The following is a 16,984-nucleotide window of genomic DNA, read 5'->3' as shown; positions in this document are numbered from 1 at the left end:
TTAAGAAAAAAATAACAACCTATTCTCATAGGTTGTTACTTTTCACTCAGTCTTCTATCATGCCGTCTGCAAGTAGTTTGCCATCAAGTACTTCTTCAAGTGCTTTCCCAACAGCCTTTACTGACTTTGGACGATCCACATAAACATTACCAGTTTGTTGAATCGTGCGCGCACGCTTAGCTGAAAGTGTTGCAAGTGTGTACTTTGAATCAATGCGGTCCATTAGTGAGTCAATCGATGGGTATAAAATCATTAGTTAACCTCCGTTACATTCTTATATTTATGGGCAAGACGATCACGTCTTAAGTGCTCTGCTGTAATAATAGCACGAATTCGCTCACAAGCTAATTCTACTTGATCATTTTCAACGATATAATCGTATTCATCAATCAATTCGATTTCTTCTTTCGCAACGCCCATACGGTTATCAATTAAATCATTCGATTCCGTACCACGGTTAACGATACGATTGCGAAGTTCTGTTAAGCTAGGAGGCATTAAAAAAATAAAAGCTCCTTCAGGAAAATGCTTGCGAACTTGCTTTGCTCCTTGCACTTCAATCTCAAGCAACACATCTTTCCCAGACTGCAAGGTTTCTTCTACATAGTCAACAGGCGTGCCATAGTAGTTCCCAACGTAATGAGCATACTCAAGCAGCTTATTGTTTTCGATCATATCTTCAAATTCTTCATGAGATTTAAAGAAATAATCCACTCCGTTTACTTCACCTTCACGCGGTTTGCGTGTTGTAACAGAAATGGAATACTGTACCTCGTCCGCATTATGCATGAAAGCTTTTCTTACTGTTCCTTTTCCAACACCAGAAGGGCCAGAGAGAACAATTAACAACCCACGTTCTTTTTCCATACTAACCTCCACTTTATAGATGCTACTCGTCTGAAAGCTCGTCTTTGTTCCCGAGACGCTGCGCGACTGTTTCAGGCTGGACTGCCGAAAGAATAACATGGTCGCTATCAGAAATAATAACGGCACGCGTTCTTCTTCCATATGTTGCGTCAACAAGCATATTGCGGTCCCTTGCAACAGTGATAATTCGTTTGATTGGTGCCGACTCTGGACTAACAATTGAAACAATTCGATTCGCATTCACTATGTTACCGAATCCGATATTGATTAATTTAATACTCATGGTCGTTCCTCCCAGGAATCACGATTCTATTTTTACACCAGTAGGGTGATTTTAAACAAAGCGCTAAGGCTATTCAATATTTTGAACCTGCTCACGAACCTTTTCCACTTCGCTCTTAAGATCAATCACATGTTGGCTGATCTTATGGTGTTGAGACTTGGAACCGATCGTATTCAGCTCCCTATTCATTTCCTGCACTAAGAAATCAAGTTTCCTTCCTACGACACCATCATTACTAAGAATATCATGGAATTGGGCTAGGTGACTACGGAGCCGCGTGATTTCTTCATCGATACTCGCTTTATCTGCAAGATAGGCCACTTCCGTTAGAATACGCGCCTCATCGATTGCTTCAAGTTCTTTAAAACCTTCAAGTTTCGTGCGTATTCGAGCTTCAAATGAAGATGTTACTTCACTTGATAGCATTGAGATGGAAGATAAGACTTCTGTCACTTCTTGAAGCTTTGTCCTTATATCTTGCTCAAGGGCTTCCCCTTCAATTTCTCGCATTTCAACAAGTCGAGCGACCGCTACATTCATCGTAGCAAAAATTGCATCCTCTAGCTGATTGATATTTTGTTCTTTCTCAGTCACTTGATAGACATCCATATTTAAAAGCTTAGAGGCAGACAAATCTTCTCGCAAATCGTATCGTTCGGAGGCTTGTTTTAAAATCGTTATGTATTGGTCAAGCAGATTCCAATCCACCTTTACGTCCGATGATCGAAACCCAGCTCCATCAATGGTTAAATAAAGCTCCACTTTCCCGCGCGCAATCGTGCGCTGAATGGCCTTCTTCATTCTACCTTCGAGATGAAGGAGCGCTTTTGGCATGCGAAATGTACCATCGAAGTAACGATGGTTAACGGATTTTATTTCTACCGTTATTTGAACATCTTCTTCCTCATGCGATGCTCTCCCAAATCCGGTCATACTCTTAACCATATTATCACATCCAATAGCTATTCTAACCAATTGTACCACTTCATCAAACTGAAACAAAGGGATATCTCTTTCTTATTATGAATCTTGAATAGAAAAAACAGAGGGTCTTTACCCTCTGCGGCGTTGTCTTTTAAAAAAGGTTGTACCTGCTAATAGGAACGTTGGAATACTAGAAAAGACTAATATAAGCATCCATTCTCTCATCGATAAATAAGTAGTGTGGAAAATCGGTTGAAGAGGTTCATAATAGATGACTGCGAGCAGTAATCCAACCGAAGAGAGCACCGCAAGGACAAGGGCTTTATTCTCAAAAGGGTTACGATGAAAGATCGATCGTTCACTACGACAGTCAAACACATGAATCAATTGAGCGAGCACGAGTGTTGAGAATGCAACAGTTTGTGCCTGAACTAAATCATTCGGGTTTTCACTATAGCAAATCATAAAGGCAGCAAGTGTACAGGCTCCTATCATGATACCCCGAGAAATGATTTTCCATCCTAATCCTCTAGCAAAAACGCCTTCTTTTGGCTTACGGGGATCTCGCCTCATCACATTCCCCTCTGCAGGGTCAAGTCCAAGCGCCATTGCTGGCAGTCCATCCGTCACGAGATTGACCCAAAGAATTTGAATCGGTACGAGCGGAAGTGGCAGCATCAGTAATATCGCAAAAAGCATAACAAGAATTTCGCCAACGTTTGAGGCTAGCATATAGCGGATGAATTTTCGAATATTTTCATAGATATTTCGTCCTTCCTCTACCGCCGCTCTAATTGTTGTGAAATTGTCGTCGCTTAATATGAGCGATGATGATTCTTTTGCTACGTCTGTCCCTGTCACTCCCATTGAAATACCGATATTGGAAGCTTTAATCGCTGGGGCATCATTCACCCCATCTCCTGTCATCGCAACGATGTGACCTTTATTTTGAAGAGCTTTCACAATTTTTAATTTGTGTTCCGGTGATACACGTGCAAACACGTAAATGTCTTCTACTTGATTTTCTAGTTCCTCTACGCTCAGAGAAGAGAGCTTACTTCCTTCCATAACTTTGCCACGCTCAGGTAAAATTCCTAAATTAAGGGCAATTGCTTTAGCTGTTGTCACATGATCACCAGTAATCATAATCGTTTTAATCCCGGCGGTTTTGCAATCAGCTACAGCCTGCTTCACTTCTTCACGTGGCGGATCAATCATTCCCTCTAAGCCAACAAAGGTTAAGCGAGATTCGGCTTGTACGCTATGAAGCATATTGTCTTCATTTTGGATCGGTTTAAAAGCGACGGCGATCGTTCTTAGAGCCAATTCACCAAACGCATTTAACTGCTCCTGAATTTCTCTTTCATAGCTTTTGCGAAGCGGCGCTTTTTTCTCACTCCATAACACCGATTCACACTGCTTAAGAACAATATCCGGTGCACCTTTTGCGATCACGTACCGTTTTCCAACTGAATCTTCAACTACTATGCTCATCATTTTTCGGTTGGAGTCAAATGGAAATTCCTGAATGATTGTAAATTCCTCTTCCCTCACATCTACTGTTAATCCTGCCTTCATTGCTGCGGCAACGAGTGCCCCTTCCGTTGGATCACCGTCAAGAACGTATTCGCCGCTTTTTTCCATCACCCTCGCATTGCTACAAAGCAACCCAAAAGTAAGCAGCTGCTTCAGCGAACGTTCCTCATCAGAATAAACGCGCGTATTGCCTTTAAAGAAGTCGCCATAAGGAGAATAGCCAGACCCGGTAACATCCCACGTCTCTCCGCCTGCCCAAAGCTTTGTAACCATCATTTTATTTTGCGTGAGTGTTCCGGTCTTATCTGAACAAATAACGGTCGCACATCCGAGTGTTTCGACAGAGGGGAGCTTTCGAACAATGGCTTTTCGTTTACTCATTTTTTGCATGCCAATCGCAAGGGCAATCGTAACGATTGCCGGCAATCCTTCAGGAATGGCCGCGACTGCAAGGGATACTCCAGCTAAGAACATACTATAAACATCTCGTCCCTGAATAATCCCAAGCACGACAACTAGTGCCGTTAACAGAAGAGCTGCAGCTATTAGCACTTTACCTAACTGTTCTAATCGATTTTGAAGAGGTGTTTCCATTGTATCAGCGGATTGAATGAGATGAGCGATTTTTCCCATCTCTGTTTTCATCCCAGTTGCTGTCACAACCCCAACACCTTTTCCTTTCGTTACAAGTGTCCCCATAAAACCCATGTTTTGCTGATCACCAGGACCAGGTTGTTCATCTCGTATCGCCTCTGGGTGCTTGTTTACAGGTAATGATTCTCCGGTAAGCGCTGATTCTTCAATTTGTAACCCCTGACAAGTTAAAAGGCGTAAATCAGCCCCAATCCGGTCTCCGCTTTCAACTCGAACAATATCCCCTACAACGGCTTCTAATGCAGGGATGGTCGTCCAATCACCATCACGAAGGACCTTCATCTTTGGTGATGATAACTGTTTTAATGCCTGGAGGGATTTTTCTGCTTTTCGTTCTTGTACAAAGCCAAGAATCCCGTTCATTAGGATGATTAGGATAATGGCGATCGCATCAAGATATTCTCCAAGTAATCCGGATATAAGCGTAGCCGCCAGGAGGACGACGACCATAAAGTCTTTGAATTGGGCTAAAAACATTAAGATCATCGATGGTCGTTCTGCTTCATCTAATTGATTTAGACCAAAAACTTTTCTTCTTCTCTCTACTTCATCGGAACTAATTCCCCCCTCGCTTGTCTCCAATTCCTCAACAACTTCTCCTTTTGTCATGTTATACCAGTTCATGATCTACACCCCGATCCTGCACGTAATGTCGCTAATAATTCAACTATATTCAGACAAGCTCAAAAAAATGCTATACTAAGAATAATGTCTAGTGATAGGAATGTAGGTGAACGATATGTCTTTTGACGGTATGGTAATGAGAGCCGTTGCACATGAAACGAACGAACAATTAAAAGGTGGGCGCGTAACAAAAATCTATCAGCCCTATGCAACTGATTTATTACTTGTGATTCGTTCTGGTGGAAAAAACCATCAGTTGCTTTTATCAGCTAACCCATCTTATGCAAGAATTCAAATTACGCAGGAATCTTATGCGAATCCAAAAGAACCACCAATGTTCTGCATGCTGCTACGTAAGCACTTAGAAGGTAGTATTGTGGAAGATATTAAACAAATTGAAAATGAGCGAATCATCCACGTTACGTTTAAAGCTCGAAATGACCTTGGCGATTTAACGACAAGAACATTAGTTGCTGAAATAATGGGACGCCATAGTAACGTGATTCTATTAAATGAATCGAACATGATTTTAGATAGTATTAAGCACCTTTCTCCGTCTGTAAACAGACATCGAACGGTACTCCCAGGGCAGGATTATATCGCTCCCCCTGCGCAAAATAAAGTTTCGCCGTTTGGATTAACAAGAGATGATTTTCTAAGACAAATCGATTTTAACGCAGGGAAATTGAGCCAGCAGCTCGTGCAAGCTTTTGGTGGACTTTCACCTCTCATCGCAAGTGAAGTGATTCATCGAGCTGGCCTTGCAAATCGCTCAACGCTTCCTGAAGCTTTCTTCGATGTTTTTCAAAAACTAGAGCAACACGACTATGCGCCGCAAATGGTGACAAGTTCAAAAGAATTCTTTTCAGTCGTTGAGCTTACCCACTTAGCTGGTGAGAAAAGAGCTTTTGACTCCGCTAGTGAACTGCTCGACCGTTTCTATTACGGAAAAGCCGATCGTGATCGCGTGAAACAGCAGTCAAATGATCTGGAGCGTTTTCTATCGAATGAATTAAAGAAAAACGAGAAAAAAATTAAGAAGTTATCACGTACAATTGAACAAGCCCAGGAAGCTGACACATACCAACTGCTTGGCGAGCTGTTAACCGCAAATATGCATGTAGTAAAACGAGGCGATAAGCAAGTAGAAGTTCAAAACTATTATGATGAAGATGGTGGAACAGTTCAGATCGAGCTGAATCCACAAAAAACGCCGTCTGAGAATGCGCAAGCTTATTTCAAGCGCTACAGTAAAGCAAAAAATTCTATTTCCGTTCTTGAAGAGCAGATTACGATGGCTCATCAAGAAATTGCTTACCTTGAACAGCTCATTCAGCAATTAACTTCCGCTTCACCTCGAGATATCGAGGAAATTCGGGAAGAGCTTGAAGAAGAAGGGTACATTAAAAAGCGACGCAAAAAGAAAAAATCAAAGCCAACCAAACCTCAGCTTGATGTTTACCTTTCTTCTGACGGTACAGAAATTCTGGTTGGGAAGAATAATAAACAAAATGAGTATTTAACGAATAAGTTGGCCGCTCGAAGCGAAACGTGGCTCCATACGAAAGATATTCCTGGATCACACGTTGTCATTCGAAATAAGGAATATACAGAGGAGACGCTACTTGAAGCAGCTAATCTCGCTGCCTACTTCAGTAAAGCTCGTGAGTCTGGCTCTGTTCCAGTTGATTACACGGAAGTGCGTCACGTTAAAAAACCAAATGGGGCTAAACCCGGGTTTGTAACATATGATCAGCAAAATACGTTATATGTAACACCTGACCAGGATCTTGTTTTTAGGATGAAGAAGTAATGAAAAGGTTCCCGCTAAATGTAGCGGGAACCTTTTTTATAGCGATGCTACTGTAATAATGGCCAAACCATCCAGCACTTCAACATGTTTTGTTTCCTTCGCACCTAAACCTTTAAGCTTTTCACTTAACTGATCTGGTGAGTAGCGGTGCCTTTTTGTTGATACATTCGACCATTTTAGCAAAGAAGTTTGTTCAAAACCGCTCATATTATGCTTTTTTGCATATGAGAAAGCTGCCATTTGGTCCATTTGTAAAGACGGATTTAACATCACAACCTTCCCGCCTTCTTTTGTTACACGAATCATCTCTTTCATGCCTGCTTCAGGCTCAGGTAAAAGAAACATGACGCACGTTGATAGAGACAAATCAAACGAGTCATCCTCAAACACCAGGTTGCATGCGTCACCTTCTGAAAAGTGACTTTTATTCGATCGATTCAAAAAGAAGAAATTCTGTTTGCTTGCCTTTACCATTTCAGAAGATAGATCCACACCTGTCAGCATGCTCGCTTCCTCAACACCACGAAGAAGAAGTCTCCCTGTTCCACACCCTACATCGAGAACGGATTTTTCTTCCCATGAACCGGAAGCTTGCTTTAATTCATCATGAACGGCCCCAAGCCATTTGGTTCGTGCCATATCATCAAAAAAGGATACGAGTGAATCGAACTCTTCTCCCTGCATTTTTCTCATCTTACCCCTCCTAAACGGAGAGATCTTTCAACTGCTCCAACCATTCTTTTGAGGATGGATTGTCGCGCCAGTGAAGCAGTGATTGAACCTCTCTTTCTTCAATCATACCTGTTTCTACGGCACATGTTAATAATTCATCGAAATTCGTAAGCGTATCCCAGGCAATTTCCGCGCTCGCGAACTGCTCTGCTCCCTTTTTCATTCCATATGTAAAGATGGCGGCAACACCGAGCACGTTAGCGCCAGCAGCTTCTAATTGTTTCACAGCCTCGATCGCACTGCCTCCTGTTGAAACCAAATCTTCAATTACAACAACCTTTTGTCCTTCCTCTACTTTTCCTTCAATCACATTTCCTTTTCCATGGCCTTTTGCACTTCCCCGAACATATACCATCGGAAGATCGAGAAGGTCGCTTACCCAGGCAGCGTGAGGAATACCAGCGGTTGCTGTTCCGGCAATCACTTCTGCATCAGCGTATTTTTCTTTCACCATAGCGGCTAGCCCACGCGCAATTTCCTTTCTTACCTTTGGATAAGAGAGGGTTAAACGATTATCACAGTAAATCGGTGATAATAAACCTGATGACCACGTAAAAGGGTTATTTGGTTGAAGGCTGACGGCTTCAATTTCTAAAAGTGCTTTAGCGATTGACTTCATTTATATTCCTCCACTCTGATTTTAAGATGTCGTATGCCGCTAATGGGTTTTTCGCTCCTGTGATGCTACGTCCGACCACAATAAAATCACTTCCTAGAGACCGTGCTTTCTTAGGAGAGCAGACGCGGTTTTGATCTCCGGCCATATCGCCTTCTAATCGAATCCCTGGTGTTACCGTTAAGAACGATTCTCCGCACGCTTCTTTGATCATCGGAACTTCAAGAGCTGAACTAACGACCCCATCAAGTCCACTTCGTTTTGCAAGTTCTGCAAGAGACACCACACTCTTTTTCATATCTGTTGCAATTTGCAATTCGCTTCGAAGCATCTCTTCTGAAGTACTCGTTAATTGGGTGACACCGATACACAAAGGTCGTTTTTGGCCACCGCGAGTACCTGCTTCTAGCCCTTCAACTGCCGACTGCATCATCCGAGATCCTCCGCTCGCATGTACGTTAATTAAGTCAACACCTAGACCAGCAAGGCCCTTCATCGCTTTATTTACTGTATTTGGTATATCATGCAGTTTTAAATCGAGGAAAACATGATGACCTCTCTGTTTTAATTCATCTACAAGCTTGGGCCCGTAATGATAAAATGCTTCCATTCCCACTTTTACAAAAAGCTTCTCCCCTTCAAATTGCTTAAGAAATTCATTCAACTCTTCCTTGTCCGAAAAATCTAGTGCGAGGATGATTGAAGATTCCATTCCGTTTTCCAGCTCCTTCCTGTCAGCTCAGAAATATGGTGAACACCTAATTCATCCAGCAAAGCAGGTAACGCATCAATAATAGTAGGACAAGTGAATGGATCCACGAAGTTTGCCGTACCTACCGCAACAGCGCTCGCTCCTGCGAGAAAATATTCAATTACATCCTCCGCCGATTGTACCCCACCCATTCCAATAATCGGAATGTTTACCTGCTGACTCACTTGATGAATCATCCGAATTGCCACAGGTTTAATTGCTGGACCGGATAATCCTCCCGCTCCATTAGCAAGAATTGGCTTCCCTGTTTTTAAGTCGATTCGCATACCAAGAAGCGTATTAATCATTGTTAACCCATCAGCGCCCGCACGCTCAACGACTTTTGCCATCTGCACAATATCTGTTACGTTTGGCGAGAGTTTGACGTAAACAGGAACCGATGAAACCTCTTTCACTGCTTTCGTGACCTCATAGGCTGTTTCGGGAACCGTTCCAAATGCTAAACCACCTTCTTTCACATTTGGGCAAGAAATATTCAATTCAAGCGCATGTACGTTCTCGGCCGTTGAAATTTCCTCCGCCACCGTAACGTAGTCTTCTATCGTCGATCCAGCAACATTTGCAATAATTGGCACATCAAATTTTGACAACCAAGGTAACTCCTCTACCATCACACGTTCAAGTCCAGGGTTTTGGAGACCAATCGCATTTAACATCCCTGATGTTGTTTCTGCGACGCGAGGGGTTGGATTACCGAAGCGCGGCTCATGCGTTGTCGCCTTCACCATAATCGCTCCAAGCTGATCCAGGCTATAAAACTGACTATATTCTCTCCCAAATCCAAAGCAGCCTGATGCTGGCATGATCGGATTTTTTAGATCTAAGCCCGGAAGCTCTACTCGTAATCGGCTCATAGAACAACCTCCCCCGCTTGAAATACTGGCCCATCACTGCACACTTTACGATAAGCAAAGCCTGTTTCGTCTCCCTGTACGTGACAAACACATGCGAGACATGCACCAATCCCACATCCCATTCGCTGTTCAAGTGAGAGGTAAACACCTTTTTTAGCTTGGTAATTTTCGAGTGCTTTTAACATAGGCGATGGTCCGCAGGCAAAAAGGTAGTCAGCGTTCATGTCAAGCTGGTTTGTTACAAATCCTTCTTCCCCATATGTGCCATCTGCCGTTGTGATCGTGACAGGGCCATATGCTTTGAATTTTTCTTCATAGAAAACGACTGAACTTGTTTGAAAACCGTGTACATGCTTTACGTTTACCCCACGCTTCGTTAGTTCCTGTGAAAGGTAATAGAGGGGGGGGACGCCGATGCCGCCCCCCACAAGTAGAGCTGTTTCGCCCTCCATTGTCTTCTCAACTGGAAAACCATTTCCGAGTGGTCCAAGGAGGTCAACTTCGACCCCTGGTACCATCTCGGCTAATACTTTTGTTCCTTTTCCTTCTGCACGATAGATCATTGTTAATTCATGCTTGCTAGGCTCGACATGACAAATACTGATCGGGCGTCTTAACAAAGGATCGGATCCGAATCCCGTTTTCACATGAACAAATTGTCCAGGTTGAAAGCTTTCATCGATCTCCTTATGAAAAACGACTGCTTCATAAATCGAAGCTGCTATTTCTTTTTGAGAAACAAGCTCGGTTTTTAACTGCTTCATGAACGAACCACTTCTTTTTCGTGAAACTTCGGCATGCTTGTGCTCGTAAACGTCATCGTTTCAATAACCCGTAGCAACGCTTTTGCTGTATCAAGTGATGTGAAACATACGACACCATTTTCGACTGACTCGCGTCGGATGCGGAAGCCGTCACGAGCTGGCTGCTTTCCTCTTGTAAGCGTATTGATGACAAATTGCGCCTGTCCTTCACGAATGACGTGTAACAAATTCGGTTTTTCAGCTCCAATTTTATTCACCACTGTTACAGGAATTCCGAGTTCTCGAATAATGTCAGCTGTTCCTTCTGTCGCAAGAATGTGGTAGCCGATTGCATTGAACCGTTTTACAAGATCGATTGCTTCTTCTTTATCTTTATCAGCGATCGTGAACAAGACTGATCCATGCGTAGGAATCTTCATCCCCGAAGCAACAAGCCCTTTATAAAGAGCTTTCTCAAGCGTATAATCGCGACCCATTACCTCACCGGTTGACTTCATTTCTGGCCCAAGCATAATATCCACGCGACGCAGTTTCGCAAAAGAGAAGACCGGTACTTTTACATACACATCATCTCGTTCCGTTCCATACCCCGTTTCATAACCTAGAGAAGTAAGGGATGCTCCTAAAATGACTTTCGTTGCGAGATTCGCCATTGGTACCCCTGTGATCTTACTTAGGAATGGGACGGTGCGACTTGAACGCGGATTTACTTCGAGCACATAAACCTGGTCGTTCTGAATAACATATTGGATATTTAGAAGACCTTTGATTTTCAAACCTCTCGCAAGCGTGATCGTTTGGTCAATAAGCGTCTGTTTTACTTCACTTGATAAGCTCTGTGGAGGATACACCGCAATCGAATCCCCTGAGTGAATTCCTGCTCGTTCGATGTGTTCCATAATCCCTGGAATAAACACGGTATCTCCGTCAGAGATCGCATCAACTTCGATCTCTTTCCCCATCAAATAGCGATCGATTAAGACAGGATGCTGCGGATTCACTTTTACCGCATTTTCCATGTAATGAAGCAGTTCGCTTTCCTTATACACAATTTCCATCGCTCTTCCGCCGAGTACATAGGATGGGCGAACAAGGACTGGATAGCCAATTCGCTCAGCGATCGTGACGGCTTGATCAACGGATGTTGCTGTCTTTCCTTCTGGTTGCGGGATGTTCAGCTCAGCCATCGCCATTTCAAATTTATCTCGGTTCTCAGCGCGATCCATATCTTCTAAAGATGTTCCAAGAATTTTCACTCCACGAGCTGCTAGTTCGTCTGCGAGATTAATTGCCGTCTGTCCTCCGAACTGAACGACTACGCCTTTAGGCTTTTCAAGATCGATAACGTGCATCACATCTTCCACTGTTAATGGTTCAAAGTATAGCTTATCTGAAATACTGAAATCCGTTGAAACCGTTTCTGGATTATTATTAATAATAATGGCTTCATATCCCGCTTCACGAATGGCCCAAACGCTGTGCACGGTTGCGTAGTCAAACTCAATTCCTTGCCCGATTCGAATTGGTCCTGAACCAAGTACAAGCACACTCTCTTTCGGCGTTTCTAGCGACTCATTTTCTTCCTCATACGTTGAATAGTAATAAGGGGTCTCCGATTCAAATTCACCTGCACAGGTATCAACCATTTTATAGACAGGGCGAATGGATTCTTTTGTTCTGAGTTTATAAATTTCAAGTTCTGTTTGATCCCAGAGGGTTGCTATGATGTCATCTGAGAACCCTTTTTGTTTTGCTTCAAGTAAAAGATCAAGATTCCCTTTATTTTCTTTTAGCTTGTTTTCAAGCTCAATCATTCCTTGGATCTTTACGAGGAAATAATGATCAATCATGCTCCAGTCATGAATTTGTTTCATTGTCTTTCCTCTTCTAAATGCTTCCGCTACAACGAAGATGCGCTCATCATCTGCGAAGCGAATTCGTTTCTCTAGCGTTTCGTCATCAAGATCCACTAACTCTGGAATGGATAAATGACTAACATTTGACTCAAGTGAACGCACTGCTTTTAACAGTGACTCTTCTAGCGTACGGCCGATCGCCATCACTTCACCCGTTGCCTTCATTTGCGTTCCTAGTTTACGATTGGCACTTTCAAATTTATCAAATGGCCATCTTGGAATCTTAGATACGACATAGTCTAAAGCCGGTTCGAAGCTAGCATACGTTTTTCCTGTAACCGGGTTTTTCATTTCCGCTAGAGACAGTCCTACTGCAATTTTCGCTGCAAGCTTGGCAATGGGATAGCCCGTTGCTTTCGATGCAAGTGCGGAGGAACGGCTAACCCTTGGATTTACTTCAATGATGTAGTATTGGAAGCTATATGGGTCAAGCGCAAGCTGAATGTTACAGCCTCCCTCAATTTTCAAGGCGCGAATGACTTTTAACGCGACGTTTCGTAGCATTTGATAGTCGCGATCTGATAGCGTTTGACTCGGTGCCACAACGATGGAGTCACCTGTGTGAATCCCAACTGGGTCGATGTTTTCCATGTTACAAACGACGATCGCCTGATCCTGACCGTCACGCATCACTTCATATTCCACTTCTTTGAATCCAGCAATGCTTTTCTCGAGTAGACATTGGGTCACAGGGCTGTATTTCAGTCCACTTGATACAATTTCTTCTAGCTCTTCATCATTGTTTACAATTCCGCCGCCTGTTCCTCCGAGCGTATAGGCAGGGCGAACGATTACCGGGTAGCCTATTCGTTTCACAAATCGATAGGCTTCTTCGAGATTATGAATAATATCACTTTCCGGTACTGGCTCGTTTAGCTCATTCATGAGCGTACGAAACAAATCACGATCCTCTGCCTGCTGAATCGCATCAAGTTTCGTACCTAACAGTTCTACTTCATAGTCTTTTAAAACGCCAGCTTCTGATAATTCCATTGCCATATTCAGTCCAGTTTGTCCTCCAAGTGTCGCAAGAAGAGCATCTGGTCGTTCTTTTCGAATGATGCGACTAACAAAATCAAGCGTAAGTGGCTCGATGTATACTTCATCCGCGATTGTGGTATCCGTCATAATTGTTGCAGGATTTGAGTTTACGAGAATCACTTCATAACCCTCTTCTTTTAACGCCTGACACGCCTGCGTTCCTGCGTAGTCAAATTCTGCTGCTTGCCCGATCACAATCGGTCCGGATCCGATCACAAGGATTTTTTGGATATCTGTACGTTTAGGCATATGTTTTTTCCCCCTTGAATGTTGTAATCATCGCGATAAAGTCGTCAAAAAGTTCATTGGAATCTTCAGGGCCAGGTGATGCTTCTGGATGATACTGCACACTGAAAGCGGCATATTCCTTATGTTTCACACCTTCAATTGAACCATCGTTTACTGCAACATGTGTGACCACTAACTCCGTATTCTCTAGCGTTTCAGGTGCAATCGTGTAGCCATGATTTTGCGAAGTAATGGCGACACGTTTTGTTGTTAAATCCATCACGGGGTGATTGGATCCTCTATGTCCGAACTTCATTTTTTCTGAATCAGCTCCACATGCAAGAGCAAATAGCTGATGACCCAGGCAGATGCCAAAGAGTGGAATTTTACCAAGAATTCCGTTGATCATTTCTACAGCCTCAGGTACGTCTTTCGGATCTCCAGGGCCGTTACTAAGCATCACCCCATCAGGATTGAGACGAAGAATTTCTTCTGCTGACGTATTGTATGGGACAACAACCACATCACATTTCCGTTTTGTTAGTTCTCTTAAGATGCCGTGCTTCATCCCAAAATCGACAAGAACGATGCGGAATCCCCGACCTGGACTTGCATAAGGCGCTTTGATGGATACCTGCTGTACTTGATCTCTTTTCAATGGCGTATCTCTTAGATCACGCGCAATTTTCTCTGGATCGACATCCATGCTACACATTTTTCCTTTTAACGTACCATTTGAACGAATCAGCTTTGTGAGCTTTCTTGTATCAATTCCTTCTAGGCCGGGAATGCCCTTCACACGAAGCAGTTCATCAAGCGTCATTTCATTTCTCCAGTAGCTTGGCACAGCCGTTGCTTCTTTAACGATTAGACCGTGTACAGATGGGTTTATTGATTCGAAATCATCTCGGTTTATGCCGTAGTTTCCGATTAACGGATAGGTTAGCGTGACGATTTGAGCACAGTAAGAAGGATCTGATAAAATTTCCTGATAGCCCGTCATTCCTGTGTTAAAAACTACTTCACCGCTTTTTTCGATGTCACTACCAAATGCTTTTCCTACAAAAATGGATCCATCTTCTAGAATTAGCTGTCTTTTCATCATTGATCGCTCCCCTTTTCAAACACGATTTTGCCATTTACAACTGTTGCCGTTGGCCATCCTTTACAAGTCCATCCATTAAATGGAGTATTCTTCCCTTTCGAAACAAATGACTCTGGATTAATGTCCTTTTGCTCTGTTAAATCGATGATTGTCATATCTGCTAATGCGCCTATTTCTAGAGTGCCGTATTCAAGTCCAAATGCACGCGCAGGTTTCACCGTTAACCAATCCACAAGTTGCTTAAGTGTAAAGGTCCCTTTCTCAACAAAATGGGTGTATAACAGCGGAAAAGCCGTTTCCAGTCCTACTATGCCGAATGGCGCTTTTTCCATTGACTGTGCTTTTTCTTCCTCTGAATGAGGGGCATGATCCGTTGCAATAAAGTCAATTGTGCCGTCGAGCAGTCCTTCAAGGAGGGCATCTCGATCTTCTTTTGATCGAAGAGGCGGGTTCATTTTGTAATGCGTATCAAGTCCCGGTATATCATCTTCTGATAAGAGGAGATGATGTGGTGTTACTTCAGCTGTTACGTTAATGCCAGCCCGCTTCGCATCGCGTACGGTACGAACGGACTCCTTCGTACTAATGTGGCAAACATGATAATGAACGCCTGCTGCTTCAGCGAGCAGAACGTCTCTTGCAATATGTACCGCTTCACAAACCGATGGAATACCATTTAGTCCATTCTCTTTTGAGAAATGACCTTCATGAACGCTTCCTCCGTTGATCAACGTGTTTTCTTCACAGTGGGCAACAATTGCTAGGTTACTAGCTGCCGCACGCTTCATTGCTTCTAGCATCATTCCAGCGTTTTGAACCCCAACCCCATCGTCTGTTAAGGCGAATGCTCCGTTTGTTTTTAACCCTTCAAAATTTGTCAGCTCTTCGCCTAGCTGTCTGGTTGTAATCGCTCCATATGGCAACACGCGAACGCTTGCGGTTTCTTTGATTCGATTCATTAACGCTTGCATCGTTTCTTCATTGTCAGGCACGGGCCTCGTATTCGGCATGGCCGCAATTGTTGTAAATCCACCTTTTGCTGCTGCTTTGGTTCCAGTCTCAATCGTTTCTTTATGCTCGCCGCCAGGTTCTCTTAGATGCACGTGAAGATCAACGAGACCTGGAGCTAAGAGATTCCCTTTTGCATCAAATGTTTGGTGCGCTTCAACTTCAAACTTTTTTTCGATTTTTTCAATTCGTCCATCCTCATTGATAAGAACATCCCGCTCGATCAAATCTCCAGCTTCGTTAAGTAGTTTCGCATTTTGGATTAGCATTACACGACCATTCCTTTCTTAGTAGGTTGTAGGACCAAGTTCAAGCAGGCCATTCGTACATAAACACCGTTTTCCATTTGTTTAAAAATTCTTGAGCGTTCACATTCCACTAATGATGTATCAATTTCAACGCCTCGATTGACTGGCGCAGGATGCATGATAATGCTATGTTTTTTCATGCGTTTTTCTCGTTCTACTGTAAGCCCATATGTTTGAAGATAAGAATTTGTCTCGCTTCTCCTGTCATGACGCTCATTTTGAATGCGCAGTAGCATGAGCACATCCGCCTGTTCAACCGCTTCATCCATTGTGAGGTATGGGATTTCATTCAATGTGTCATCTTGCCATTCAGGCGGTCCTGAAAAACTCACTTTTGCGCCTAGCCTACGTAACACGTTAGCATTAGACCTTGCTACCCGGCTGTGCTTTATATCACCAGCGATCACAACATTTAGACCTTCAAATCGCTTGAACTCTTGACGAATCGTTAGGAGATCTAGAAGCGATTGGGTTGGGTGATGCCCGCATCCGTCGCCTGCATTAATGATGGACATGGACGTTTTCTCAAGTAGCGGTTCGAAATACTTCTCATCTTTGTGCCTGACGACAACAGCACCCGCCCCTATAGATTCAAGGGTTTTAATAGTGTCGTAGAGCGTCTCCCCTTTTTGAACACTTGATGATGATGTTTCAAAATTTAGTACCTCATAGCCCAGTTTCTTCTCAGCTACCTCAAAGCTAAACCGTGTTCTGGTTGAGGGCTCAAAGAAAAGATTCGCGATAAACACTGGCTCCTGTCTTTGAATACTTTTTCCATTCTTGAAACGCTCAGCCTGTAGTAAAATTTCATGAATTTCATCTAATGTAAGAGAGGTCATATCAAGTAAATGCTTCACATCACTCACTCCGTTTCGTTCATATTTTTTCTCAAAAAAAAGCACCCTGAGCGTTGTCAGGGTGCAGAAGGATAGACGCGTT

At 43.2% G+C, this 16,984-nt stretch carries 15 protein-coding genes; 1 reads left to right on the top strand and 14 read right to left on the bottom strand.

From position 1 onward, the window contains the following. Nucleotides 1–46: 46 nt before the first annotated feature. From rpoZ to LCL91_RS02610, 5 genes are all read right to left on the bottom strand, one after another. The gene (gene rpoZ, locus LCL91_RS02630; protein ID WP_202407214.1) at nt 47–253 is read right to left on the bottom strand and encodes a DNA-directed RNA polymerase subunit omega; all 207 of its coding nucleotides are present in this window, start codon (nt 251–253) and stop codon (nt 47–49) included. Continuing rightward, complete coding sequence (gene gmk / locus LCL91_RS02625) at nt 253–867, bottom strand: guanylate kinase (RefSeq protein ID WP_224879710.1); 615 nt, start codon at nt 865–867, stop codon at nt 253–255. The genes rpoZ and gmk overlap by 1 nt, the downstream gene beginning before the upstream one ends. 22 nt (nt 868–889) lie before the next feature. After that, entirely contained in the window at nt 890–1,150 is a 261-nt protein-coding gene (gene remA / locus LCL91_RS02620) for an extracellular matrix/biofilm regulator RemA (protein ID WP_098443331.1), read from the bottom strand. A gap of 69 nt (nt 1,151–1,219) precedes the next feature. Continuing rightward, the gene (locus LCL91_RS02615; protein WP_224879708.1) at nt 1,220–2,095 is read right to left on the bottom strand and encodes a YicC/YloC family endoribonuclease; all 876 of its coding nucleotides are present in this window, start codon (nt 2,093–2,095) and stop codon (nt 1,220–1,222) included. 108 nt (nt 2,096–2,203) lie between these two features. Further along, nucleotides 2,204–4,888 (bottom strand): calcium-translocating P-type ATPase, SERCA-type, encoded by a 2,685-nt coding sequence (locus LCL91_RS02610; RefSeq protein WP_224879706.1) that lies wholly within the window; start codon nt 4,886–4,888, stop codon nt 2,204–2,206. Between the two features lie 115 nt (nt 4,889–5,003). Between LCL91_RS02610 and LCL91_RS02605 the strand changes: the two genes are divergently transcribed. Beyond that, a complete protein-coding gene (locus LCL91_RS02605) occupies nt 5,004–6,701 on the top strand; it encodes an Rqc2 family fibronectin-binding protein (RefSeq protein WP_224879704.1) in 1,698 nt (565 codons plus the stop codon). 36 nt (nt 6,702–6,737) lie between these two features. On the opposite strand, the gene LCL91_RS02600 is transcribed toward LCL91_RS02605, so the two are convergent. From LCL91_RS02600 to LCL91_RS02560, 9 genes are read right to left on the bottom strand one after another with little or no spacing between them, the layout of a single operon-like run. Continuing rightward, entirely contained in the window at nt 6,738–7,394 is a 657-nt protein-coding gene (locus LCL91_RS02600; RefSeq protein ID WP_224879702.1) for a class I SAM-dependent methyltransferase, read from the bottom strand. Nucleotides 7,395–7,404: 10 nt separating this feature from the next. After that, complete coding sequence (gene pyrE / locus LCL91_RS02595) at nt 7,405–8,052, bottom strand: orotate phosphoribosyltransferase (RefSeq protein WP_224879700.1); 648 nt, start codon at nt 8,050–8,052, stop codon at nt 7,405–7,407. After that, complete coding sequence (gene pyrF / locus LCL91_RS02590) at nt 8,036–8,761, bottom strand: orotidine-5'-phosphate decarboxylase (RefSeq protein WP_224879698.1); 726 nt, start codon at nt 8,759–8,761, stop codon at nt 8,036–8,038. The genes pyrE and pyrF overlap by 17 nt, the downstream gene beginning before the upstream one ends. Then, entirely contained in the window at nt 8,734–9,675 is a 942-nt protein-coding gene (locus LCL91_RS02585) for a dihydroorotate dehydrogenase (RefSeq protein ID WP_224879696.1), read from the bottom strand. Before LCL91_RS02585 ends, pyrF begins: the two co-directional genes overlap by 28 nt. Then, a complete protein-coding gene (locus LCL91_RS02580) occupies nt 9,672–10,439 on the bottom strand; it encodes a dihydroorotate dehydrogenase electron transfer subunit (RefSeq protein ID WP_224879694.1) in 768 nt (255 codons plus the stop codon). The genes LCL91_RS02585 and LCL91_RS02580 overlap by 4 nt, the downstream gene beginning before the upstream one ends. Beyond that, nucleotides 10,436–13,645, bottom strand: coding sequence for a carbamoyl-phosphate synthase large subunit (carB, locus tag LCL91_RS02575; protein WP_224879692.1), 3,210 nt, complete (start codon nt 13,643–13,645; stop codon nt 10,436–10,438). Before carB ends, LCL91_RS02580 begins: the two co-directional genes overlap by 4 nt. Continuing rightward, nucleotides 13,638–14,726: a carbamoyl phosphate synthase small subunit gene (locus LCL91_RS02570; RefSeq protein ID WP_224879690.1), complete on the bottom strand. Its 1,089-nt coding sequence runs from the start codon at nt 14,724–14,726 to the stop codon at nt 13,638–13,640. The genes carB and LCL91_RS02570 overlap by 8 nt, the downstream gene beginning before the upstream one ends. Then, the gene (locus LCL91_RS02565) at nt 14,726–16,006 is read right to left on the bottom strand and encodes a dihydroorotase (RefSeq protein WP_224879688.1); all 1,281 of its coding nucleotides are present in this window, start codon (nt 16,004–16,006) and stop codon (nt 14,726–14,728) included. Before LCL91_RS02565 ends, LCL91_RS02570 begins: the two co-directional genes overlap by 1 nt. Then, on the bottom strand, nt 16,006–16,902 hold the full coding sequence (locus tag LCL91_RS02560; RefSeq protein WP_224879686.1) for an aspartate carbamoyltransferase catalytic subunit: 897 nt from the start codon (nt 16,900–16,902) through the stop codon (nt 16,006–16,008). Before LCL91_RS02560 ends, LCL91_RS02565 begins: the two co-directional genes overlap by 1 nt. Between the last annotated feature and the right edge of the window lie 82 nt (nt 16,903–16,984).

The sequence above is a fragment of the Guptibacillus hwajinpoensis genome (assembly GCF_020171785.1).
In the GTDB taxonomy this organism is placed as follows: Bacteria; Bacillota; Bacilli; order Bacillales; family Guptibacillaceae; genus Guptibacillus; species Guptibacillus sedimenti.
Note: the sequence above shows the minus strand (reverse complement) of the source record. Positions and strands in the feature narration are given on the sequence as shown.